The following is a 26,216-nucleotide window of genomic DNA, read 5'->3' as shown; positions in this document are numbered from 1 at the left end:
AGGAGGCTTTTTAAAATGAGAAAGACTAAAATTGTATGTACAATTGGACCTGCATCAGAGTCTGAGGAAATGTTAGAAAAATTAATGAAAGCTGGTATGAACGTAGCGCGTTTGAATTTCTCTCATGGTAGTCATGAAGAGCATAAAGCACGTATTGATACGATTCGTAAAGTAGCTGATAAATTAGGTAAAACAATTGGTATCTTATTAGATACTAAAGGACCTGAAATTCGTACTCATGACATGAAAGATGGCTTAATTATGCTTGAAAAAGGCAAAGAAGTTATTGTTAGTATGTCTCAAGTTGAAGGTACACCTGAAAAATTCTCAGTAACTTATGAAGATTTAATCAATGATGTTCAAATAGGTTCTTACATTTTACTTGATGATGGTTTAGTTGAACTACAAGTAAAAGACATCGATAAAACAAAAGGCGAAGTTAAATGTGATATCTTAAATACTGGTGAATTAAAAAATAAAAAAGGCGTAAATTTACCAGGTGTAAAAGTTAATTTACCAGGTATTACTGATAAAGATGCTGATGATATCTTATTTGGTATCAAAGAAGATATTGATTATATCGCAGCAAGCTTTGTACGACGTCCAAGTGATGTCTTAGATATTCGTGAAATTCTTGAAAGAGAAAATAATTATAATATCACTATTTTCCCTAAAATTGAAAACCAAGAAGGTATTGATAATATAGAAGAAATATTAGAAGTGTCTGATGGTTTAATGGTAGCTCGTGGTGACATGGGTGTTGAAATTCCACCAGAATCTGTACCAATTGTACAAAAAGATTTAATCAGAAAATGTAATAAACTAGGTAAACCAGTCATCACAGCTACTCAAATGTTAGATTCAATGCAACGAAATCCTCGTGCGACAAGAGCGGAAGCTAGTGACGTTGCTAACGCAATTTATGATGGTACTGACGCAGTTATGCTTTCTGGTGAAACTGCTGCTGGTTTATATCCAGAAGAGGCTGTAAAAACAATGAGAAATATTGCGATTTCTGCTGAAGCGGCACAAGATTACAAAAAATTATTATCAGACCGTACTAAACTAGTAGAAACTTCATTAGTGAATGCTATTGGTGTTTCAGTTGCACATACTGCTTTAAATTTAAAAGTTAAAGCTATTGTTGCAGCAACTGAAAGTGGTTCAACTGCAGTAACTATTTCTAAATATCGCCCACATTCTGATATCATTGCGGTTACCCCTAGCGAGTACACTGCACGTCAACTTGCTTTAGTTTGGGGTGCATATCCTGTAATTAAAAAAGGTCGTAAAACTACTGATGACCTATTAAATAATGCAGTTGCTACAGCAGTAGAAACGGGAAGAGTTACTAATGGTGATTTAATTATTATTACTGCCGGTGTACCTACTGGTGAAAAAGGTACAACTAATATGATGAAATTACATTTAGTTGGAGATGAAATTGCAAAAGGACAAGGTGTCGGTCGTGGATCAGTAGTTGGTAAAACTGTAGTTGCTAACAGTGCTAGTGATTTAGAAGGCGTAGATTTAAGTGAATCAGTTATTGTTACTAATTCTGTAGATGAGACATTAGTGCCTTATATTGAGCAAGCAGTTGGATTAATTACAGAAGAAAATGGTATCACATCACCAAGTGCGATTATCGGACTTGAAAAAGGTATTCCAACAATTATAGGTGTTGAAAATGCTACTAAAGAATTAAAAGATGGTATTTTAGTAACAGTAGATGCTGCCCAAGGTAAAATATTTGAAGGGTATGCTAACGTACTTTAATTCATTAATTTATTATTATAAATGATGGCTAATTTAGTAAGATAAGAGAGCCAGAACAGATAATATTTCAAAGCAATATTGCAAATTCGCAATAGTTGATTAAACTGGGAATAAGCTCGTGAAGAGTTCTTCTCAGTTTTTTCATTTCATTAGAAAGAAATTCATTAAATGAGAATTTCAAATAGGAAAGTTAATTGAGTTATAAAATTTCATTTTGAATAAGGTTATAATTTGTGGTAATATAGCATGGATTAATTGAGATATACTATTATAAGAAGGTTTAATTATTATGAAAGAAAATTTTTGGAGTGAATTACCACGTCCTTTTTTTATTTTAGCACCTATGGAGGACGTTACTGATATCGTTTTTCGACATGTTGTAAGTGAGGCTGCTAGACCTGATGTTTTTTTCACTGAATTTACAAATACTGAGAGTTATTGCCATCCGGAAGGTATTCATAGCGTTCGTGGAAGATTGACATTTAGTGAAGATGAACAGCCTATGGTAGCACATATATGGGGCGATAAACCCGAACAGTTTAGAGAAATGAGTTTTGGCTTAGCTGAAATGGGTTTTAAAGGTATAGATTTAAATATGGGATGTCCAGTAGCTAATGTCGCAAAGAAAGGTAAAGGTTCTGGTTTAATATTGAGACCTGAAACAGCTGCTGAGATTATTCAAGCTACTAAAGCTGGTGGATTACCTGTTAGTGTTAAAACCCGTTTAGGTTATTATGATATTGAAGAGTGGAAAGATTGGTTAAAACACGTTTTTAAACAAGATATCGCAAATTTATCTATTCATCTTCGAACACGCAAAGAGATGAGTAAAGTAGATGCGCATTGGGAATTAATCGCAGCAATTAAACAATTAAGAGATGATATCGCACCTAATACATTACTAACGATTAATGGAGATATTCCAGATAGACAAACTGGACATGAACTTGCCATGAAATATGGTGTTGACGGCGTGATGATCGGTAGAGGGATCTTTAATAATCCGTTTGCTTTTGAAAAAGCACCCCGTGAACATACTAGTAAAGAACTATTGAATTTGTTTAGATTACATTTATCATTATTTGAGAAATATTCGAGTGATGAAAGTCAACAATACAAAAGTTTAAGAAGATTTTTTAAGATTTATGTGAAGGGGATTAAAGGAGCTAGTCAATTACGTCATCAATTAATGAGTACAGAATCGGTTGATGAAGCACGCGATTTATTAGATGAATTTGAGTCTAAAATTGAAGAAGATATAAATTAATTTTCTAAAACATTAGATTTAGTTATTAGATAATAGGTTTATTATAAAAAACAAGCCAGTAAATGAATTTTTATTTTAATTCATTTACTGGCTATTATAATCTCATAAGAATTTTAAATTATTTATTATTCTTAGCAACTTGTCTATATCTCAAATACATTAAACCTAGTAATATAAACCAAATTGGAGTTAAGAAAATAGCATTTCTAGTTGTTTCATTTACAAATAATAAACAAAATACTAAGAAGAAGAATACTAATATTGCGTAACCCATATATTTACCACCAGGAAGTTTATAAGATACAGTTTTATGTAGCTCAGGATTTTTTCTGTGATAATTAATATAAGCAATAATAATTAATGCCCATACGATAATAAATAATACAGTCGAAATTGTTGTTACATAAGTAAACACTAACGTAGCATCTGGGAAGATGTAGTTTAATAATGCTGTTACTAATAATAATGCAGATGAACCAATAATAGCAAAATGAGGAACACCATTTTTATTAGTACTTCTAAAGATAGGTGGTGCTTGATCTTGTTCTGATAAACCAAATAACATACGACTGTTTGAGAATATACCACTATTACAAGATGATGCTGCAGCAGTTAATACTACAAAGTTGATCAATCCAGCAGCGAAAGGAATACCAATTAATGAGAATAATCTAACAAATGGACTTTCACTAGGGTCAACTTTATCCCAAGGAATAATAGACATAATTACCGCTAATGCACCAACGTAGAATACTAAAATTCTTAACGGTACAGCATTGATAGCTTTTGGAATTGTTTTCTGAGGATCTTTAGTTTCTCCTGCAGTTACACCAATCATTTCAATACCAACAAATGAGAACAATGCCATTTGGAATGACTTAAAGAACCCAGATGCTCCGTGAGTAAAGATGCCATGTTTATATAAATTTGTAAAACTAGCATGTCCAAATTGTGTTTTATATGCCATTAAAATCATGACTAAACCTACAACGATTAAAGCGATGATAGTTATAATTTTAATAATAGCGAACCAGAATTCTAATTCACCAAATAATTTAGCACTAAGCAAATTAAATAGCATTAATATAAGCACACAGAATAGTGCACTAATCCAGTTTGGAATTGCAGGGAACCAGAAACTAACATATTTAGCAACAGCAGTTACTTCAGCCATACCTGTTATAATCCAGCACAACCAATAAGTCCAACCAGTTACAAAACCAGCAAACGGTCCTATGTATTCATTTGTCACATCGGCGAAAGATTTGAAGCGAGTATTTTGAATTATAATCTCACCTAAGCCTCTCATAAACATGAACAACATGAAACCTATAATAATATAAGTTAATAGAATAGATGGACCAGTCATTGCTATTGTTTGACCTGCTCCCAAAAATAATCCGGTACCTATAGCGCCGCCAATAGCAATCAATTGCACATGACGATTACTCAATCCTCTTTGTAATTTTTCTTCAGCCATAAGACAACTCCCTTACATTTAATTAATTTTATTATGCACTTATAAATTCAATTCGACAATTATTTTTCGAATTTTTTCTAAAAATCCCTCTAAATTTAGATTAAATAATTGTAATCAAGCTTGATAATTAAATTGAAATTTTCAATATTTTCTCATTAATTACATAATTTAAATTGGAATGAAAGCTTATATAATGGCGTTTATTGGGCGTTTAAGTTAAAATAAGTTTAAAAATTTAAAGTTAAATAGCATTTATTGAACGATATATAATCGTTCACAAAACTTATCACATTGGCTATAATAGTATTTGAAAGCCATTACATTATGTATAAGAAAAGGGGAATTACTTATGGCAGAATTACAAAAAGGTTTAGAAGGGGTAATTGCAGCTGAAACTAAAATCAGTTCAATTATTGATAGTCAATTAACGTATGCGGGATACGATATTGATGATTTAGCAGAAAATGCATTGTTCGAAGAAATAGTGTTTTTATTATGGAATTATAGATTGCCTACTCAAGATGAATTAGATGCATTAAGAGAAAAATTTAATCATTATATGACTTTAAACCCAAGAGTTTATAAGCATTTTGAAGAATACGCAACTGATAATGTGCACCCCATGACGGCACTACGTACATCTGTATCATATATTGCTCATTTTGATCCTGATGCTGAAAATGAAACAGAAGAAAATAGAAAAGAAAGAGCAATACGTATTCAAGCGAAAATTGCATCTTTAGTTACAGCATTTGCGCGTGTTCGTGAGGGTAAAGATCCTGTTAAACCTAATCCTGATTTAAGTTATGCAGCTAACTTCTTATATATGTTAAGAGGAGAATTACCAACAGATACTGAAGCTGAAGCATTTAATAAAGCATTAGTGTTACATGCTGACCATGAACTTAATGCTTCTGCATTTACTGCACGTTGTGCCGTATCGTCTTTATCTGATATGTACTCTGGTATTGTAGCTGCTGTAGGTTCATTAAAGGGACCTTTACATGGTGGAGCAAATGAACAAGTAATGAGCATGCTTGCTGATGTTAAATCAGTTGATGAGGTTGATGCTTATTTAGATGAAAAATTCAAAAATAAAGAAAAAATCATGGGATTCGGTCATAGAGTATACAAAGACGGAGATCCAAGAGCCAAATATTTACGTGAGATGAGCCGAAAAATCACTTCTGAAACTGGTAGAAGTGAATTATATGATATTTCAATAGCTATTGAGAAACGTATGAAAGAAGAAAAAGGACTTATTCCTAATGTCGATTTCTTTAGTGCTACTGTATATCATAGTATGGATATTCCACACGATTTATTCACGCCAATTTTCGCGGTAAGTCGTACATCTGGTTGGACAGCACATATTCTAGAACAGTATCGTGATAATAGAATAATGCGTCCTAGAGCTAATTACGTCGGTGAAACAAATCGTAAGTATTTACCAATTGAAGAAAGATAAATTATAAACTTTAATAGATTTCACAATATTTGGAGGTAAAATTATGTCAACTGAAAAAATTACTAGAATTAACGATGGATTAAATGTACCTAATGAACCAATTATTCCTTTTATTATTGGTGATGGTATTGGCCCAGATATTTGGAAAGCAGCGAGTCGCGTTATTGATGCGGCAGTTGAAAAAGCATATAACGGCGAAAAACGTATTGAATGGAAAGAAGTATTAGCAGGTCAAAAAGCTTTTGATAAAACTGGTGAATGGTTACCTCAAGAAACGCTTGATACGATTAAAGAATATTTAATCGCTATTAAGGGACCTTTAACTACACCAATTGGTGGTGGTATTCGTTCATTAAATGTTGCATTACGTCAAGAATTAGACCTATTTACATGCTTACGTCCAGTTCGTTGGTTCAAAGGTGTTCCTTCACCAGTTAAACGTCCACAAGATGTTGATATGGTTATCTTCCGTGAAAATACTGAAGATATTTATGCAGGTATCGAATTTAAAGAAGGTACTGATGAAGTTAAAAAAATCATTAATTTCTTACAAAATGAAATGGGTGCTACTAACATTCGCTTCCCAGAAACTTCAGGTATTGGTGTGAAACCAGTTTCTAAAGAAGGTACTGAACGTTTAGTTAGAGCTGCAATTCAGTATGCAATCGATAATAACCGTAAAACTGTTACGCTTGTTCATAAAGGTAATATTATGAAATTCACCGAAGGCGCATTTAAGCAATGGGGCTATGATGTAGCTCATAATGAATTTGCTGATAAGGTATTTACTTGGCAACAATATGATGAAATTGTTGAAAAAGATGGTAAAGATGCAGCAAATCAAGCTCAAGAAAAAGCTGAACAAGATGGAAAGATCATTATTAAAGATTCTATCGCTGACATTTTCTTACAACAAATATTAACTCGTCCAGCAGAACATGATGTAGTTGCTACAATGAATTTAAATGGTGACTATATTTCAGATGCTTTAGCAGCTCAAGTGGGAGGAATTGGAATTGCACCTGGTGCAAACATTAACTATGAGTCAGGACACGCTATTTTCGAAGCAACACATGGTACTGCACCTAAGTATGCTGGTTTAAACAAAGTTAACCCATCTTCTGAATTATTAAGTTCAGTTCTAATGTTAGAACATTTAGGTTGGCAAGAAGCCGCTGATAAGATTACTGATGCAATTGAAGCTACTATTGCTTCTAAAGTTGTAACTTATGATTTTGCTCGTTTAATGGATGGTGCTACTGAAGTATCAACTTCAGAATTCGCTGATGAGTTAATTAAAAACTTAAAGTAATTTATTTACACATTTATAATTTAAAACTTTAAAAAATTAATAGATTGATGATGCATTGCACTATTGTAGTAGTTAACACAATAGCGCAAGTTTTAAGGAATTCTCAATTTTAATAATTTTTAATAAAAGTGGAACATTGAATTTAAATTAAATTCTGTTCCGCTTTTTTATTATGAAGTAAAGCAAATAACTATATTTTGTTTATAATTTGTTAATAATTTTTTAAAAATAAATAAATAAATACTCAATATATGGAAAATAATTATATGATTGTTAAGATTATGTAAATTTAATATGTTGTATGTTATTTTTGTTTTAACTTCCGTTATAATGAAATTGAAATGTTATATTAATTCAGGGAGGCACATTATGTCACAAAAAGTATTAGTGGTTGACGATGAGCAATCAATTGTAACTTTACTTAAATATAATCTTGAAACGGCTGGTTACATCGTTGAAGTAGCTTACGATGGTGAAGAGGCTTTGGAAAAGGTGAATGAAATTCAACCAGAACTTGTCGTTTTAGATGTAATGTTACCTAAGAAAGATGGTATTGAAGTATGTAAAACAATACGTTCTGATAAAAATTTAGTACCTATTTTAATGTTAACTGCAAAAGATGATGAGTTTGATCGTGTATTAGGATTAGAATTAGGTGCCGATGATTATATGACAAAACCTTTTTCTCCTAGAGAAGTAGTGGCGAGAGTTAAAGCTATCTTGAGAAGATCGAAATTTGCTAGTGAAATTGAAAAAGAAGATGTTGATGATGAGGATATATTGATTGAAAATATTAGAATCAGACCTGAATTCTTTGAGGTATATAAAGATGATGAATTATTAGAACTCACTCCTAAAGAATTTGAACTATTGTTGTATCTAATAGAAAGACAAGGGCGAGTAATCACTCGAGAACACATGTTAAATTCAGTATGGAATTATGAATTCGCAGGCGATTCTCGAATTGTTGATGTTCATATAAGTCATTTAAGAGACAAACTCGAAGAGAATCCGAAACAACCTAAATTAATTAAAACTGTTCGTGGACTCGGTTATAAATTAGAGAGACCTAAAGCTTAATGCTTAAATTTCATCATAGATTATTATTGCTATTAAGCACAATTACTATAATCAGTTTTATTGGTTTAGGCGTCATTATTCATCATACAATTTATCAAATATTATCAACAGCTCAGGTTACGGAACTCAAACATGTATCTGAAAATTTTTTTAAATTAAACAAGCAAAATGAAAATAATGAAATTAAAAATATTTCAGCTAATCAAAATTTAATTGTTAGAATTTCTGAAAATGGTAAAGTGATATACCAAACTGGTAACCAAAATAAAATAAATGATAACATTGATAATGAAGCTAATCCATCAAATATCATTTATAAAAGAGAAAATGGTCAGGTTAGATACACATTTAAAACAACTGTCAATGACAAAACGATATACATAGGTGGGATGAATACTGAGATTCTTGAATTACAAAAGAGTATGTGGAAGTATTTATCTTTAATAGGAATTATTGTTCTTTTAGCGATTTATTTAGCTGTTAGAAGTATCAATCGTACATATATTAGACCGATTAATGAAGTGACTTATGCTACCTCGTTAATTGCTGATGGATACTATCATGTTAGAGTACCTGAAAGCAATGTTAAGGAGACAAAAGCGCTATTTGTCACAACTAACGATCTTGCAAGACGTTTACAAAAGCTTAATAATAAACAAAAAATGCAATCAAATCGATTAAAAACAACATTAGAAAATATACCAAGTTCAGTATTAATGATTGACAAACATGGTGAAATTGTTGTGGCCAATCATGCGTACTATGAGTTGTTTAGGCCAAACGGTAAGGTTGAAAATAAAAACTATACATCATATTTAGATCCTAAAATTCAACAATTAATTCTAGAAAGTTTTAAAACTGAAAAGCCATTACATGATCAGATAGAAATTTTATTAAATAATGTTCATCATAAATATTTCGATTTGTCATGTGTTCCAATACTAAGTAAATCTAAGAAAAAGTTACAAGGTATGGTTGTAGTAATGCATGACATTACAAATTTGAAAAAATTGGAAAACTTGCGTCGGGAATTTGTTGCAAATGTATCTCATGAGCTTAAAACACCTATTACATCTATTAAAGGCTTCGCTGAAACACTCATCGAAGGTGCGAAAAATGATGAAGAATCACTTGATATGTTCTTAAATATTATTTTAAAAGAATCTAATCGTATTGAGTCACTCGTTATGGATTTATTGGATTTATCACATATCGAACAACAAACAGAGATAGAAACAGCATTTATGAATTTATCAGAGCTTGCTTACACAACTATAGATAATTTACAAAACCAGGCAAGATATAAAAATATTAAAATAGTATCCGAAATAGAAAAAGATGTCATTATAGAAGCACAAGAAAACAAAATTGCACAAGTCATTACTAATTTACTATCAAATGCAATTAATTATTCACTTGAGAATAATGAGGTTATTGTAAGAGTGTATAGAGAAGGACATGAAGTAAATTTAGAAATACAAGACTTTGGTATTGGAATAGATAAAAGTGATCAAAAGCATATTTTTGAAAGATTTTATCGGGTGGATAAAGCAAGAAGTAGAGATTCAGGTGGTACAGGTTTAGGTTTATCTATAACAAAACATATAGTAGAGGCACACCATGGAACGATTAATGTCGAAAGCGATATTGGTGAGGGCTCGCTATTTAAAGTTTCATTTTTAGATGAACAAGAATAATATCATTCAATTAAGAATGACTATAATATCGAGGTACAAGAACTTTTATTTTGATTAATAATTAATACTATTTTTTTAAGGCCTTTCGTATACTTGAACCAAAAATTTGGTTGAGGATATGAAAGTGCCTTTTTTATTTAAATAAGTAATGTAGAGTGTGAAAAGTTATTGTATAAACCATACATTCGTTATGACACAGGTTATATGCTAAAATATAATAAAATCACTCTGGAGGTATACGCTTTGAATAAATTAGTTTTAATTGATGGTAATAGTTTAAGTTTTAGAGCATTTTATGCGTTACCACTACTTTCTAACAAAGCAGGAATACATACGAATGCAGTATACGGTTTTGCTATGTTATTGGAAAAGATTATAAGAAAAGAACAACCAACACACTTTTTAGTTGCGTTTGACGCCGGCAAAACAACATTTAGACATTCAAAATTTAGTGAATACAAAGGCGGAAGACAGAGTACCCCACCTGAGTTAAGCGAACAGTTCCCATACATTCGACAATTATTAGATACTTACCATATAGAGCACTATGAGTTAGAAAATTATGAGGCTGATGATATTATAGGCACATTAAGTAAAGAAGCAAACGAGCAAGGGTTTGAAACGATTATTGTTACTGGTGATCGAGATTTGACACAGTTAGCAACTGATAATGTTACAATTTATTACACTAAGAAAGGTGTAACAGATGTTGATCATTATACTCCAGAATTCATTAATGAAAAATATGATGGACTTAATCCAAGTCAAATTATAGATATGAAAGGACTTATGGGTGACACATCTGATAATATCCCTGGCGTTGCGGGTGTAGGTGAAAAGACGGCTATCAAATTATTGAAACAATTCAATACTGTTGAAGGTGTTTATGACAATATAGAATCTGTTTCAGGAAAAAAATTAAAGGAAAAACTTGAAAACAGTCGTGAAGATGCATTTATGAGTAAAGAATTAGCAACAATTAATAAAGATAGCCCAATTGAAGTTGCATTACAAGATACTAAGTTAGAAAATCAAGATGATAATAAAGATAAAATTGAATTATTCAAAAAGTTAGAATTCAAACAATTATTATCTGATATAGATAGTAATAATACTGAAGAGAATCACGAGGATAAAGTCATTGAAGTGAGTAATGATTTTAGCAACATAAATTTTAAAGAATTAAAAGAAGCTGTGATTCACATCGAAGTAGATGGTACCAATTACTTACAGGATACAATTTTAAAATTTGGATTTTATGATGGAGTGGACCATGTTGTAATAGCTTCCGATCAACTAAAGGAATATCCTGAATTGATTAAATGGCTAGAGAATGATACTACAGAAAAAATTGTTTATGATGCTAAAAAAACATACGTTGTTGCGCATAGATTAGATATAGATATAAAAAATATTGTATTTGATGTTATGTTAGCAAGTTATATTATTGATCCATCGAGAACGATAGGTGATGTAAACTCTGTAGTAAGTAATTATAATCAAAATTTTGTTCAAGATGATATTTCAATTTATGGAAAAGGGAAAAAGCGACATGTTCCAGAAGACGCAATTTTAAATAAGCATATTGCTACAATCACAGAGGCAATTTATGCCTGCAAACCTGAAATGGTTGCTGAATTAGAATCGCACCAACAAATTGATCTATTGTTAAATTTAGAACTTCCACTTGCACGTATTTTAAGTGAAATGGAAGAAACAGGAATTTATACGGATATTAATGATTTAAAACAAATGCAGTCTGAAATTCAAGAAAAATTAGATTTACTAATAAGTAATATTCACGAAGCGGCTGGGGAAGAATTTAACATTAACTCTCCTAAACAATTAGGTGTAGTATTATTTGAAACACTAGAACTACCGGTCATTAAAAAAACAAAAACTGGATATTCTACTGCAGTTGATGTGTTGGAGCAGTTACAAGGTCAGCACCCAATCATTGACTATATACTTGAATATCGTCAATTATCAAAATTACAATCCACTTATGTAGAAGGATTACAAAAAGTCATAAGTAAAGATAACAGAATTCATACTCGCTTCAATCAAACATTAGCACAAACTGGTCGTTTATCAAGTGTAGATCCTAATTTACAAAATATACCTGTCCGTCTTGAAGAAGGACGTAAGATTAGAAAAGCTTTTAAGCCTACTACAAATGATAGTGTGATATTATCAGCTGATTACTCTCAAATTGAATTACGTGTACTTGCTCATATTACCCAAGATGAAAGTATGAAAGAAGCATTTATCAATGAAAGAGATGTTCATACTGCTACTGCGATGAAAGTATTTGATGTAGAAGCGAATGAAGTTAACGCTTTAATGAGAAGACAAGCTAAAGCTGTTAACTTTGGAATAGTATATGGTATTAGTGATTATGGTTTGAGCCAGAGCTTAAACATTACTCGAAATAAAGCAAAAGCATTTATAGATGATTATTTGGCAAGTTTCCCAGGTGTAAAACAATACATGTCTGATATTGTTAAAGATGCGAAAGCAGATGGATTTGTTGAAACATTATTGCACCGTCGTAGATATATACCAGATATTAATAGTAGAAACTTTAATTTGAGAGGTTTTGCTGAACGTACGGCAATGAATACTCCAATACAGGGTAGTGCAGCAGATATTATTAAATTAGCAATGGTAGAATTTGATAGACAAATTAAACGAACGTCATATCATGCTCAATTATTACTACAAGTACATGATGAATTAATTTTCGAAGTACCTGCAAATGAAGTTGAAGATTTTAGTTTATTTGTTGAGGAAATTATGGAACACGCATTACAATTAGATGTGCCGTTAAAAGTAGATTCTAACTACGGATCTACATGGTATGATGCAAAATAGAAAGAGGAATTAGAAATGCCAGAATTACCAGAGGTTGAACACGTTAAAAGGGGTATAGAGCCTTATATATTGAATGCAACTATTAAAAGTGTGACATTTTCAAACAAAGTTATTGAGGGTAAACAACAAGGAAAAGAGACAATTATTAAAGGAATTAATTTGGATGGTTTCAGATTGAATAGTGAAAGTTTTAAAATAAAATCCGTTGATAGAAGAAGTAAATATATTGTCTTCACTATTGAAAAAAATAACAACCAGCGTATTATATTAAGTCATTTAGGTATGGCAGGCGGATTTTTTATTGTCGATAAATTATCAGATATTAGTACACCTAACTATCGAAAACATTGGCATGTTGTGTTTCATTTAGATAATGGTCAACAACTTGTTTATTCTGATATTAGACGATTTGGTGAACTAAGAAATCTAGCTACTTATAATGATTATCCAGCTTTTCTTGAAATTGCGCCTGAACCTTTTGATGACAATGCATTAAACTATTTTTTAGACCGGATTAAACTTAAGAAATACCAAAACAAACCTATTAAACAAATGTTGCTTGATCATAAAATGATAGCAGGTTGTGGAAATATTTATGCATGTGAAGCGTTATTTAGAGCAGGCGTTTTACCTGAGAGAAAAGTAAAAGATGTATCTAATCAAGAACGACAAATGTTATTTTATTATGTTCAAGAAGTATTAAATGAGGGTATAAATAATGGCGGTACTAGCATTTCTGATTATCGTCATGCTGATGGCAAAACAGGAGAAATGCAATTACACTTAAATGTATATAAACAAAATACATGTAAAATATGTGGTCATGATATTGAGCAAAAAGTCATTGCATCGCGAAATAGTCATTTTTGTCCACATTGTCAGAAATAAAGGTGAGTGAATATTTATGCCAAAAGTTATTGGATTAACAGGTGGTATTGCCACTGGAAAGTCAACGGTTTCTGAGTTATTAACAGCATTTGGTTTTAAAGTTGTAGATGCTGATATAGCTGCAAGAAAAGCTGTTGCAAAAGGAACCAAAGGTTTAGAACAAGTTAGAGCAGCTTTTGGTGATAGTGCTATCACTGAGGAAGGTGAAATGGATCGCAAATATGTAGGTGAAATTGTTTTTAATCACCCAGAGAAACGTTTAGAGTTAAATGATATTGTGCATCCTATAGTTAGAGAAATAATGGAAGAAGAAAAGCAATCATATCTTAATCAAGGTTATGATGTCATTATGGATATCCCGCTTCTTTTTGAAAATGAATTACAAAATACAGTTGAAGAAGTATGGTTAGTATACACGTCTGAAAGTATTCAAATTGAGAGATTGATGGAGCGAAATCAATTGTCGCTAGAGGATGCGAAAGCGCGCGTTTATAGTCAAATATCGATAGATAAAAAGAGTAGAATGGCAGACCATGTTATTGATAACCTAGGGGATAAGTTGGAACTGAAACAAAACTTAGAACAGCTATTGACTGATAAAGGTTTTATTAACAAAGATATATAAAATTTGCTTAAGCAATTATTTATGCTTCGGCTCTAGTAGATGAATGATGTAAATGTCAAATTTTTACATAGAGAAGTCTATTAGAGCTTTTTTGTTAATCAAATATTGTCGATTAAAAAATTTTTTAAAATTAATAGAAAACGCTTTCAAAATCAAATTATTATGTTACACTATTTTTATAAAGTATAACATATAAACAAACGATCAAGGGGTGCTTTAAATGTCAACAAATATTGCAATTAATGGTATGGGTAGAATAGGTAGAATGGTGTTAAGAATCGCATTACATAAAGAAGATTTAAACGTTGTAGCGATTAACGCAAGCTATCCACCTGAAACAATTGCACATCTAATAAATTATGATACTACTCATGGTAGATTTGATAAAAAAGTAGAACCAATTGAGAACGGTATCCGGGTCGATGGACAAGATATTAAACTTGTTTCTGACCGTAATCCTGAAAATTTACCTTGGAAAGACTTAGACATTGATATTGTAATTGAAGCTACAGGTAAATTTAACCATGGAGATAAAGCAATAGGCCATATTAATGCAGGTGCTAAAAAAGTATTATTAACTGGTCCTTCTAAGGGTGGCCATGTACAAATGGTGGTTAAAGGGGTAAATGATAACCAATTAGATGTAGATACATATGACATTTTTAGTAATGCATCTTGTACAACTAACTGCATTGGTCCGGTAGCAAAAGTGCTTAATGATAAATTTGGCATCGTTAACGGTCTTATGACAACAGTACATGCGATTACTAACGATCAAAATAATATTGATAATCCGCATAAAGATTTACGTCGTGCACGTTCATGTAATGAAAGTATTATTCCAACTTCAACTGGCGCAGCTAAAGCTTTAAAAGAAGTACTTCCAGAATTAGAAGGTAAATTGCATGGCTTAGCTTTACGTGTGCCAACTAAAAACGTGTCACTTGTAGACTTAGTTGTAGATTTAAAAGAAGATGTTACAGCTGAACAAGTCAATGATGCATTCAGAAATGCTGGCCTAGATGGTATTCTTGATGTAGAAGACGCGCCTCTAGTATCAATGGACTTCAATACAAATCCTAATTCAGCAGTTATTGACGCTCAAAACACAATTGTGATGGATGATAATAAAGTAAAAGTGATTGCATGGTATGATAATGAGTGGGGCTACTCAAATAGAGTAGTTGAAGTTGCTCAACAAATTGCTAAATTAATTGCCTCTGAAAATGTTGCAACGGCTAACTAAGAAGATATCACTATAAATTAAAACGAGACTGTTAAATCTTTTGACTAAGATTTGATAGTCTCGTATTTTATTTTTATGTGATTTTGTATTTAAACTTTCACACATTCTTGTCATTTAAGAAATATATTATGCATATAACTAGATTCTTATTAAGATACTTTTGTTTTAGTCTAATTTAAATGAGAATTAGACTTCTTTTGTCAAGAATGCTTTTATAGTATAATAAATCATAATCTATTCAAGAGGATGAAGATATGAAATGCCCAAAATGTAGTTCAACACATTCGCGTGTAGTTGATTCTAGACATGCCGATGATGCAAATGCAATTAGAAGAAGAAGAGAATGCGAAAATTGTGGTACTCGATTTACGACGTTCGAACATATAGAAGTAAGTCCATTAATTGTAGTAAAAAAAGATGGAACTCGAGAACAATTTTTAAGAGAGAAAATTTTAAATGGTCTTGTTAGATCTTGTGAAAAGAGACCAGTACGTTATCAACAATTAGAAGATATTACTAATAAAGTTGAATGGCAGCTACGTGATAGCGGACAAACTGAAATATCTTCACGAGATATTGGTGAACATGTTATGAACCTATTGATGCATGTCGATCAAGTTTCTTATGTGAGATTTGCTTCAGTTTATAAAGAGTTTAAAGATGTTGATCAATTGTTAGCATCAATGCAAGGTATCTTGAACGATAATAAACGGAGTGATATATAAATGAGTTTACAATCGTATGAGTATGGTTTGAGTCCACATGACGGTTTTAAAGTGTATCGTCAGTTCCAAATAAATCATAATCATTTGGAAATACTTAATAGATTGTATATGCCATTAATTGGCGCGCAAGCGATAGGTACATATCACTTTATGAACCAATTCGTGAATAGTGATGACACATTAACGCATTACACAATAATGAATGAATTGAAAATGAATTTATCAGAATTTAGACAGTATATGGATTTATTGGAAGCAATCGGTTTATTTAAAACATATGTAAAGCATGATGAACAACAATCATTTTTTATTTACGAATTGATACAGCCACCAACTGCCTATCAATTTTTTAATGATCCTATGTTATCGATTTATCTATATAACCAAGTCGATAAACAACGTTTTAAAAGCTTAAAAAATTATTTTAAAAAGCATGATTTTGATTTAAGTGGGTTTCAACAAGTAACTCGCAAGTTTACTGATGTTTTTAAAATTCCACACTCAAGCGTTACTATTGATGCTTCATCAATAAAAAAAGAAAAACCATATCATGGTATAGATTTATCCAATGTATCATTTGATTTTGAGATTTTAAAAGAAATGCTACGTCATCATTTTATTAGCGATGAAATTATAACTAAAGAAGCTAGAGATTTAATTGTTCAATTGGCTACATTGTATGGTTTAACTGAAGATGCTATGAAACGAATTATATTAAATTCTATTACAAGTAATCAACAATTATCATACGAAGAAATGAGAAAGCATGCGCGTTCGTATTATTTAATTGAACATAATCAACAATTACCTGAGCTAGAAACTAAGGCTAGTAATCAAAATGAAGTGAATAGTAACAATCAATCTGTGTCTTCAAGTCAACCCACTTCAAATGATGATTGGTTTCAATTGTTAGAGGAAACAAGTCCAGTAGATATGTTGGCGTCATGGTCAGAATCAGAACCAACATTTCAACAAAAGAAAATGATTGAAGAGTTAGTTGAAAGAGAAAAATTAAACTTTGGTGTAATTAATATTCTTTTACAATTTGTAATGCTAAAAAATGAGATGAAACTACCTAAAACATATATTTTAGAAATCGCTTCTAATTGGAAAAAATTAGGTATTAAGACTGCAAAAGAAGCATATAACTATGCGTTAAAAGCAAATGAATCAAAATCAGAATATAAAGGTAATGACCAACGTCAATCAAGAAAACGTTATTCAAAATCACGTGAGATTGTATCTAGAGAAAAAACACCTAGATGGTTAAAAAATAGAGGTCAAGAAAATACTGATAAAGAAACGACTAAAGAAGAACAAGAACAGTTTGAAAAGGAAAGAGCTGCGTTTCGTGAACAATTAAAACGCGATTGGGAGGAGGATTAAATGAAATCATTCAATAGTATTATCAAATCAAATGGCGATTTAGAAAAAAGAATTGCTAAAATAAAAAAACAAGTCGTTAACGATCCTGATGTTAAATCATTCTTAAATGAACATCAATCTGAATTGACCAATGAAATCATTGATAATGACTTAAATGTGTTACAAGAGTATAAAGACCAACAAAAAAATTATGATGGGCATGATTATGAAAATTGTCCGAACTTTGTTAAAGGTCATGTACCTGAATTATATATCGACAATAATAGAATTAAAATACGTTATAATATGTGCCCTTGCAAAATTAAACACGATGAAGAAAGATTTAATTCTCACTTAATCACATCACACCATATGCAACGTGATACATTAAACGCTAAGATGAAAGATATTTATGACACTGATTTGAACCGATTAGTTATTGCTAAAAATGTAAATGATATCTGTAAAAAATTAGTAAATGGAGAAAATGTAAAAGGAATGTATATTCACGGTCCATTTGGAACTGGGAAATCATTTATTCTAGGTGCAATTGCCAATCAACTTAAAGCTAAAAGTGTTGCTTCTACGATTGTTTATTTACCTGAATATATTCGCACGCTAAAAAGTGGTTTCAGAGATGGTAGTTATGAAACAAAGTTACAACGAATACGAGAGGCAAATATATTAATGATAGATGATATAGGTGCGGAAGAAGTAACACCTTGGGTTAGAGATGAAGTAATTGGACCATTACTACACTATCGCATGGTTCAAGAACTACCAACGTTTTTCTCATCGAATTTAAATTTTGATGAGCTAGAACATCATTTATCTATCACACGTGAAGGTGCGGAAGAAACAAAAGCTGCTAGAATTATTGAAAGAATTAAATCTTTATCAACGCCATATTATTTGGATGGTAAAAATTTAAGAAACAATTGAAATTTAAAATAACTATTGTATAATTAAGATAAATCTTAATCGTTGAAATAATTGAAGATATGATAATTTAATCCATGTTATACAGCGAGCTAATAAATGATGAGAGATTAGCTAACAAATTAAATTATTACTCCTTCATCATTAGGTGTTGGTAATCAATGCCCGGCTCAAGACCGTTATCTTAAGTAGAGATATTTAGTTGTTGCTAAATAACTAGGGTGGTACCACGACGAACTCGTCCCTTTTTTAGGGGCGAGTTTTTTTATTTCAACGAAATTAGAATTTAATTGAAATTAGAATTTATTTATGGAGGTTTTATAATGGATCAAATAAATGTTCAATTCCCAGATGGTAATTCGAAAGCGTTTGATAAAGGCGTAACAACTGAAGAAATAGCACAATCAATTAGCCCTGGATTAAGAAAAAAAGCGGTTGCTGGTAAATTTAATAATCAAATGGTTGATTTAACTAGACCATTAGAAGAAGATGGTTCAATTGAAATTGTGACTCCAGGTAGTGATGAAGCGCTTGAAGTTTTACGTCATTCTACTGCCCATTTAATGGCTCAAGCTTTAAAACGTTTATATGGGGATGTTAAGTTTGGAGTTGGCCCTGTTATAGATGGTGGGTTCTATTATGATTTTGATATGGATGAAAAGGTTTCGTCAGATGACTTTGAAAAAATTGAAAAAACGATGAAACAAATCGTTGATGAAAATCATAAAATTGAACGTAAAGTTGTATCAAGAGAAGAAGCTAAATCATTCTTCAAAGACGATCCTTATAAATTGGAATTAATTGACGCTATACCTGAAGATGAAAGTGTTACTTTATATTCACAAGGTGAATTTACTGATTTATGTCGAGGTGTACACGTTCCTTCAACTTCAAAAATCAAAGAATTTAAATTACTTTCAACTGCCGGTGCATATTGGCGCGGGGATAGCAATAACAAAATGTTACAACGTATTTATGGTACAGCATTCTTTGATAAAAAAGATTTGAAAGCACATTTAGAGATGCTTGAAGAACGTCGTGAGCGTGATCACCGTCGAATTGGTAAAGATTTAGAGCTTTTCACTAACAATCAATTAGTAGGTGCAGGTCTTCCATTATGGTTGCCTAATGGTGCTACAATCCGTAGAGAAATTGAACGTTATATAGTTGATAAAGAGGTAAGTATGGGTTATGACCACGTATATACTCCAGTGTTAGCAAATGTAGAGTTATACAAAACTTCTGGACACTGGGATCATTATAGAGATGATATGTTCCCACCAATGAAATTAGACGAAACAGAAGAAATGGTATTACGACCAATGAATTGTCCACATCATATGATGGTCTATAATAACCGTCCTCATTCTTATCGTGAACTACCTATCCGTATTGCAGAATTAGGAACTATGCACAGATATGAAGCCAGTGGTGCTGTATCAGGATTACAACGTGTACGTGGAATGACATTAAACGATTCACACATATTTGTTAGACCTGATCAAATTAAAGATGAATTTAAACGTGTTGTTAACATGATTCAAGAAGTATATAGTGACTTTGGCTTTGAAGATTACACATTCAGATTAAGTTACAGAGATCCAGAAGATAAAGAGAAGTATATGGATGATGATGAAATGTGGAACAAAGCTGAGACTATGTTAAAAGAAGCAGTCGATGAAATGGGATTACCATATGTTGAAGCAATTGGTGAAGCAGCATTCTATGGTCCAAAACTAGATGTTCAAGTTAAGACTGCTATGGGTAAAGAAGAAACTTTATCAACTGCTCAAATTGATTTCTTATTGCCAGAACGTTTTGAACTAACATACATCGGTAGCGATGGTGAAAATCATCGTCCAGTAGTTATTCATCGTGGTGTAGTTTCAACTATGGAACGATTTGTAGCGTTCTTAACTGAAGAAACTAAGGGTGCATTCCCAACTTGGTTAGCACCTAAACAAGTTGAAATAATACCTGTTAATGTTGACTTACACTATGACTATGCTAGAAATTTACAAGATGAATTAAAATCACAAGGTGTACGTGTAGAAATTGATGACCGTAATGAAAAAATGGGGTACAAAATTCGTGAAGCACAAATGCAAAAAATACCTTATCAAATAGTTGTTGGTGATAAAGAAGTTGAAAACAATCAAGTCAATGTACGTAAATACGGCTCTCAAGATCAAGAAACAGTTGAAAAAGATGAATTTATTTGGAATTTAGTAGATGAAATTCGTTTGAAAAAACATAGATAGTCTTGATAAAAATGATAGCTTAATGTATATTACTATATAGTTAATTAAAAAAAGAGTTAGAGGTTGCGTCTTTAATTAGTAACACTTCAGAAGTTATTAAGGAACGTATGTTGAAAGTGTGGAAGGTAAAGATGCCGAAATGAATGATACCCTTAATTATCATTTGTTGGGACAGTTATCGAATAGAAACTGTACTGTCACAATTTGTGATGTGCTACCGACATAGATTAAGCAGATGGTTGCATATCTAAAGGTATGCAACCATTTTTTATGCTTTAAAGAATTATAAACTATTTGGAAGTATAATTTGAATGCGTTCATAATCATCGCATAACACAACAAAACTATTTTAGTTAGCCTCTACTGTAAGAAAGGGAGCTTCTATGAAAAAAGTCGAAAATCAAGTTGATGGAATCAAAAGAGGACTGAAGGACCGTCATATTTCTATGATAGCAATGGGTGGTTGTATCGGTACCGGATTATTTATGACCTCTGGGGGAGCAATACACGATGCAGGGGCACTAGGTGCTTTAATTGCATATGCGATTATTGGAGCTATGGTATTCTTCCTCATGACATCTTTAGGTGAAATGGCAACGTATTTACCAGTGTCTGGTTCATTTAGTACTTACGCAACACGTTTTGTAGATCCATCTTTAGGATTTGCGTTAGGTTGGAACTATTGGTTTAACTGGGTTATTACAGTTGCAGCAGATGTAACCATTGCTGCACAAGTCATTCAATATTGGACACCTATGGCTGGTATTCCAGCATGGGTTTGGAGTTGTATATTCTTAGTTATTATATTCGCACTAAACTCTTTATCTGTTAGAGTTTATGGTGAAAGTGAATATTGGTTCGCTTTAATCAAAGTTGTAACAGTCATTATCTTTATCATTATTGGTCTTTTAACGATACTAGGTATTATGGGTGGAGAATTTGTAGGTTTCGAGACATTTACGAAAGGTGACGGACCAATTCTAGGTGGTAACTTAGGTGGAAGTTTATTATCAATTCTAGGCGTCTTTCTAGTTGCTGGATTCTCATTCCAAGGTACAGAATTAATTGGTATTACAGCTGGAGAATCTGAAAATCCAGAACGCGCTGTACCTAAAGCTATTAAACAAGTATTCTGGAGAATATTATTATTCTACATATTAGCAATATTTGTTATAGGTATGTTAATTCCTTACGATAGTAATGCATTGATGGGTGGCGATGATAATATTGCTACTTCTCCATTTACACTCGTGTTTAAAAATGCAGGGTTAGCTTTTGCGGCATCATTTATGAATGCAGTTATTTTAACATCAGTATTATCAGCAGGTAATTCAGGTATGTATGCCTCAACACGAATGCTTTATTCAATGAGTAAAGATAAATTAGCTTTTCATTCGTTTGGTAAAACGAATAAATATGGTGTTCCTTATTTATCACTAGTTGGAACAGCGATTTTAGTAGTTATTATTTTCTTAGTGCAAAAACTAAGTGGTGATGCATATGAGTATATAGTTGCTGCTAGTGGTATGACTGGCTTTATCGCATGGGTAGGTATTGCAATTAGTCACTACAGATTTAGAAGAGCTTTCGAAAAACAACATCATAGTAAAAGGGAATTGAAGTATAAAGCTAAATGGTTCCCATTCGGTCCTATATTCGCAGGCTTGCTCTGTGTGATTGTCATAATTGGGCAAGATGTTGATTTTATTAAAACAGGTCATTTCGATTTAAATCGCTTCATTATCACATATATGGGAATCCCAGTTTTCGTAGTATTCTTTATTTATCATAAATTGAGATATAAAACGAAGATAATTCCATTAGATAATGTAGATTTAAGACAAGATGTTTCAATGGATGAAGTAAAACATCACTAATATTAAAATAATTGTTGACTTATATGATATACACTGATATGATTATTAACGTTGAATACGAAACGTACCAAGTAGAAACACCCGTTTCTCACCTGTAGCGACGCTTAAAGTAGTTGGCAGGTCAATCATGTCACACATAAATGTGTATGAGAGAAGAGCGGGCATAATTTGTCCGCTCTTTTTGCTTGGAAAATTTCGTAAAATTTTGGGAGGTGTCAACCATAGCAAAAGATCAAACGCAAGTTAACGAAAAGATTCGCGCTAAAGAATTACGTTTAATTGGCCAAAATGGTGACCAAATTGGTGTTAAATCAAAACGAGAAGCATTAGAAATGGCTGAACGTGTTGAATTAGATTTAGTAGTTGTAGCACCAAATGCTAAACCACCTGTTGCAAGAATTATGGATTATGGTAAGTACAAATTCGAACAGCAGAAAAAAGAAAAAGAAATGAAAAAGAAACAAAAAGTTATCAATGTTAAAGAAATACGCCTAAGTCCAACTATTGAGGAACATGATTTCCAAACTAAGTTGAAAAATGGTCGTAAATTCTTATCTAAAGGCGATAAATGTAAAGTTTCTATTCGTTTCAGAGGTCGTGCAATCACTCATAAGGAAATTGGTCAGCGCGTATTAGAAAAATTCGCTGACGAATGTAAAGATATTGCCACTGTTGAACAGAAACCTAAAATGGAAGGGCGTCAAATGTTTATCATGTTAGCGCCTATTAACGAAAAATAATTCACTATTATTAGGAGGAAATGAATCATGCCAAAAATGAAAACTCACCGTGGAGCAGCTAAACGTGTTAAAAGAACTGGTTCAGGTCAATTAAAACGTTCAAGAGCTTTCACATCACACTTATTTGCAAATAAAAACACTAAACAAAAACGTAAATTACGTAAAGCTAAATTAGTTTCTAAAAGCGATATGAAACGAGTAAAACAATTATTAGCTTATAAAAAATAATTGTAATTGATAAATGAACGATAATTAATTGTTATATCTAAGGAGGAATTTAATATGCCACGAGTTAAAGGTGGAACAGTAACAAGAGCACGTCGTAAAAAAACGATTAAATTAGCTAAAGGTTACTTCGGTGCTAAACACACATTATATAAAGTAGCAAAACAACAAGTAATGAAATCAGGTCAATACGCTTTCCGTGACCGTCGTCAACGTAAACGTGATTTCCGTAAATTATGGATTACACGTATTAACGCAGCTGCACGTCAACATGACATGAGCTATTCAAGATTAATGAATGGCTTGAAAAAAGCTGACATCAATATTAACCGTAAAATGCTTTCTGAAGTTGCTATTTCAGATGAAAAAGCTTTCGCAGAGTTAGTATCAAAAGCTAAAGAAGCTTTAAAATAATTAACTTTTCCGAGCCTGTGACATAATCTAATGTCTCAGGCTATAATTATATATTGGCAACAGTTGCTTGAATTAAATTTTCATTTGTAACAAGTTTTTAATTCTAAACAACTTTGTCGGGGTGGGACGATGAAATGAATTTTTAAAAATATTATTTCTGTTCCACTCCTTTTTATTTTAACCATCAGGTGAATAGTACATTATTAATTTATGCACCTTTATTTGTTGTTTAATGATTTAGTTTGATAAAATGCTAATTAAGAAACTAATGTAAGGAGAACATTATGTCTAAATATGATGAACAAATAATAGTAGTATCAAGAGATATCCTTTTTGAACAAGAGTCAAATGCTTTTAACGGCTTTTTAACTAAAAATGATCCACAAGGTGAAGCGATATTTAATACTTTTTCTAATTATGAAGTTAAAAGACGTGGAGATATGGAAGAAGATCCTTCGTATAAACAATTAATATCATATTGTCTTTTAGAAAATGAGAAAAATGAAATATTAATATACAAAAGATTAAGTGGTGGTGGAGAGTCACGTTTACATGGTCAATCTTCTATCGGTGTAGGTGGACACATGAATGATGTGATTGGCGCAAGTTCTGTAAATGAAATTTTAAGGGTAAATGCTCAAAGAGAGCTAGAAGAAGAAGTCGGTTTATTAGAAGCTAATTCTCAGAATTTGGAATATATAGGTTTTATAAATGATGATACAAACGATGTGGGTAAAGTACATATAGGTGTAGTCTTTAAAATTAAAGTTAACTCAAATGATATTGAAGTACGTGAAACAGATACATTAAAAATTCAATGGTTAGAAAAAGAGCGTATTGATAATTATGATGAATTTGAAACATGGAGTGCATTAATTTTACAAAATTTATAGGAGGGATACAACATGTCAGACATCATCCCTTTTCCAAAACTACAGCAAAAAATGTATAAAGATATTAAATCATCTCATAACAGTCAACATTACGAAATGGTATATCAATTAATTGAAGATTATGAAGCACAATTTGAACTAGATGAGACATTAGCCTTAATTAAATGTGATATGTTATTTCATTTGAATTCGTTTTTGGAGTTAAGAGAAGAAGCTATTGTACTTTTAAAAAGAGGCATTCAAGCGTATGATGAGTTAATGTTATATTATATCAAGGCGTTAAATGGCTTAGGTCAGTATTATGAGTCTGTAAATGTTATCAATCAAATTATAGACGAGGTTCAACGTCATAAAACAAGAATGGCGTTATTTCCATTAAAAGAATATGCTCAATCTCAACTCAATGAAGATAAACATATCACCAGCCAATCATTGGCTAAATTTAATACGCTCAATTTGAATGAACAAATACAATTAGTTCTTAAATTAATTGATAATGGGCATTATGAATTTAAAGAAACTATAGCCTTTTTATTATCTAATGAGGTTGAGGCAGATAATTTAAAAAGTTTAATGCTAGAATTTTTAAGATTTGCTGGCTACAATATACCAATTAATATTAACAAGATGAATTATACAGTTAACGTTATTCCTAATGAGCTTAATGGTTTGGAACATACTGAACTTAAAACTCAAGTAATTCCTCGAGTAATTGATAAACTAGAAAATGGAGCACTCAATATCATTGATGAAGCAATACATACCATGAATAATCATGCTATTTTACTATATCCACTCAATATATTCGATTTATACACCTGTGATGATTGGATTACTGGTTATGATGTTTACTTTAAATCAATGATTGGTATACAAACTAAGCAAGGGAATGTAAAAATATTAAATTTTATTAATAGTCTTGATGGTCAACTTTGAGCAAATTATTTTATATTGTTAAATTAATTCGTTAAAGTTAGATTATTGAATTTTAAAAGTGTTTTAAGCCCTATAAAAGACTGTTTGTGTCCGTATAGGACGTGTGCTATAATAGGGAAGTTGAAAAA

21 protein-coding genes, 1 riboswitch and 1 other annotated feature are annotated in these 26,216 nt (G+C 31.7%); of the genes, 20 read left to right on the top strand and 1 reads right to left on the bottom strand.

Annotation, left to right across the window (positions count from 1 at the left end; translation table 11 throughout):
* The first annotated feature begins 15 nt into the window (after positions 1-15).
* Both pyk and BDW31_RS04490 read left to right on the top strand, forming a co-directional pair.
* Positions 16-1,776: a pyruvate kinase gene (gene pyk / locus BDW31_RS04495; RefSeq protein ID WP_053024760.1), complete on the top strand. Its 1,761-nt coding sequence runs from the start codon at positions 16-18 to the stop codon at positions 1,774-1,776.
* A gap of 289 nt (positions 1,777-2,065) precedes the next feature.
* A complete protein-coding gene (locus BDW31_RS04490; protein ID WP_037551029.1) occupies positions 2,066-3,043 on the top strand; it encodes a tRNA dihydrouridine synthase in 978 nt (325 codons plus the stop codon).
* Between the two features lie 118 nt (positions 3,044-3,161).
* Here the strand turns inward: BDW31_RS04490 and BDW31_RS04485 are convergent, their stop codons facing one another.
* On the bottom strand, positions 3,162-4,523 hold the full coding sequence (locus BDW31_RS04485) for an amino acid permease (RefSeq protein ID WP_053024759.1): 1,362 nt from the start codon (positions 4,521-4,523) through the stop codon (positions 3,162-3,164).
* A gap of 349 nt (positions 4,524-4,872) precedes the next feature.
* On the opposite strand from BDW31_RS04485, the gene BDW31_RS04480 reads away from it, so the two are divergent.
* From BDW31_RS04480 to BDW31_RS04395, 18 genes are all read left to right on the top strand, one after another.
* The gene (locus BDW31_RS04480; RefSeq protein ID WP_037551027.1) at positions 4,873-5,991 is read left to right on the top strand and encodes a citrate synthase; all 1,119 of its coding nucleotides are present in this window, start codon (positions 4,873-4,875) and stop codon (positions 5,989-5,991) included.
* 43 nt (positions 5,992-6,034) lie between these two features.
* The gene (gene icd / locus BDW31_RS04475; protein ID WP_037551095.1) at positions 6,035-7,303 is read left to right on the top strand and encodes an NADP-dependent isocitrate dehydrogenase; all 1,269 of its coding nucleotides are present in this window, start codon (positions 6,035-6,037) and stop codon (positions 7,301-7,303) included.
* Between the two features lie 369 nt (positions 7,304-7,672).
* Positions 7,673-8,383 (top strand): response regulator transcription factor, encoded by a 711-nt coding sequence (locus BDW31_RS04470; protein ID WP_037536805.1) that lies wholly within the window; start codon positions 7,673-7,675, stop codon positions 8,381-8,383.
* Positions 8,383-10,080, top strand: a complete 1,698-nt coding sequence (gene pnpS, locus BDW31_RS04465) for a two-component system histidine kinase PnpS (RefSeq protein ID WP_110709220.1) — start codon at positions 8,383-8,385, stop codon at positions 10,078-10,080. Before BDW31_RS04470 ends, pnpS begins: the two co-directional genes overlap by 1 nt.
* Positions 10,081-10,323: 243 nt before the next feature.
* Positions 10,324-12,954 (top strand): DNA polymerase I, encoded by a 2,631-nt coding sequence (polA, locus tag BDW31_RS04460; RefSeq protein WP_053024757.1) that lies wholly within the window; start codon positions 10,324-10,326, stop codon positions 12,952-12,954.
* Positions 12,955-12,969: 15 nt separating this feature from the next.
* A complete protein-coding gene (gene mutM, locus BDW31_RS04455; protein ID WP_053024756.1) occupies positions 12,970-13,842 on the top strand; it encodes a bifunctional DNA-formamidopyrimidine glycosylase/DNA-(apurinic or apyrimidinic site) lyase in 873 nt (290 codons plus the stop codon).
* Positions 13,843-13,858: 16 nt separating this feature from the next.
* Positions 13,859-14,467, top strand: a complete 609-nt coding sequence (gene coaE, locus BDW31_RS04450) for a dephospho-CoA kinase (protein WP_053024755.1) — start codon at positions 13,859-13,861, stop codon at positions 14,465-14,467.
* Positions 14,468-14,687: 220 nt separating this feature from the next.
* Entirely contained in the window at positions 14,688-15,713 is a 1,026-nt protein-coding gene (gene gap / locus BDW31_RS04445) for a type I glyceraldehyde-3-phosphate dehydrogenase (protein ID WP_110709218.1), read from the top strand.
* A gap of 254 nt (positions 15,714-15,967) precedes the next feature.
* Complete coding sequence (gene nrdR / locus BDW31_RS04440) at positions 15,968-16,438, top strand: transcriptional regulator NrdR (RefSeq protein ID WP_037551021.1); 471 nt, start codon at positions 15,968-15,970, stop codon at positions 16,436-16,438.
* Entirely contained in the window at positions 16,439-17,824 is a 1,386-nt protein-coding gene (gene dnaB / locus BDW31_RS04435; protein ID WP_053024753.1) for a replicative helicase loading/DNA remodeling protein DnaB, read from the top strand.
* Entirely contained in the window at positions 17,825-18,745 is a 921-nt protein-coding gene (gene dnaI / locus BDW31_RS04430; RefSeq protein WP_053024752.1) for a primosomal protein DnaI, read from the top strand. It begins immediately after the preceding gene.
* A gap of 320 nt (positions 18,746-19,065) precedes the next feature.
* Positions 19,066-21,003, top strand: coding sequence for a threonine--tRNA ligase (gene thrS / locus BDW31_RS04425; protein WP_037551017.1), 1,938 nt, complete (start codon positions 19,066-19,068; stop codon positions 21,001-21,003).
* 49 nt (positions 21,004-21,052) lie between these two features.
* Positions 21,053-21,228: riboswitch (Lysine riboswitch) on the top strand.
* 158 nt (positions 21,229-21,386) lie between these two features.
* Positions 21,387-22,880 carry an amino acid permease gene (locus BDW31_RS04420; protein WP_053024751.1) on the top strand — a complete coding sequence of 498 codons (1,494 nt, stop codon included), beginning with the start codon at positions 21,387-21,389 and terminating at the stop codon, positions 22,878-22,880.
* Positions 22,881-22,943: 63 nt separating this feature from the next.
* Positions 22,944-23,070 (top strand) — a sequence feature (ribosomal protein L20 leader region).
* A gap of 22 nt (positions 23,071-23,092) precedes the next feature.
* Positions 23,093-23,620: a translation initiation factor IF-3 gene (gene infC / locus BDW31_RS04415; RefSeq protein WP_029376631.1), complete on the top strand. Its 528-nt coding sequence runs from the start codon at positions 23,093-23,095 to the stop codon at positions 23,618-23,620.
* 27 nt (positions 23,621-23,647) lie between these two features.
* A complete protein-coding gene (gene rpmI / locus BDW31_RS04410; RefSeq protein ID WP_002448990.1) occupies positions 23,648-23,848 on the top strand; it encodes a 50S ribosomal protein L35 in 201 nt (66 codons plus the stop codon).
* 54 nt (positions 23,849-23,902) lie between these two features.
* Positions 23,903-24,259, top strand: coding sequence for a 50S ribosomal protein L20 (gene rplT / locus BDW31_RS04405; RefSeq protein WP_011275545.1), 357 nt, complete (start codon positions 23,903-23,905; stop codon positions 24,257-24,259).
* Between the two features lie 284 nt (positions 24,260-24,543).
* Positions 24,544-25,152 carry an NUDIX domain-containing protein gene (locus tag BDW31_RS04400; RefSeq protein WP_053024750.1) on the top strand — a complete coding sequence of 203 codons (609 nt, stop codon included), beginning with the start codon at positions 24,544-24,546 and terminating at the stop codon, positions 25,150-25,152.
* A 12-nt stretch (positions 25,153-25,164) separates the two neighbouring features.
* Positions 25,165-26,088 carry a hypothetical protein gene (locus BDW31_RS04395; protein ID WP_110709216.1) on the top strand — a complete coding sequence of 308 codons (924 nt, stop codon included), beginning with the start codon at positions 25,165-25,167 and terminating at the stop codon, positions 26,086-26,088.
* Positions 26,089-26,216: the final 128 nt, after the last annotated feature.

Origin of the sequence: Staphylococcus sp. AtHG25 (genome assembly GCF_003217445.1) — a bacterium.
GTDB classification, from domain to species: Bacteria; Bacillota; Bacilli; order Staphylococcales; family Staphylococcaceae; genus Staphylococcus; species Staphylococcus haemolyticus.
This window is presented reverse-complemented; position numbering and strand designations above follow the sequence as displayed.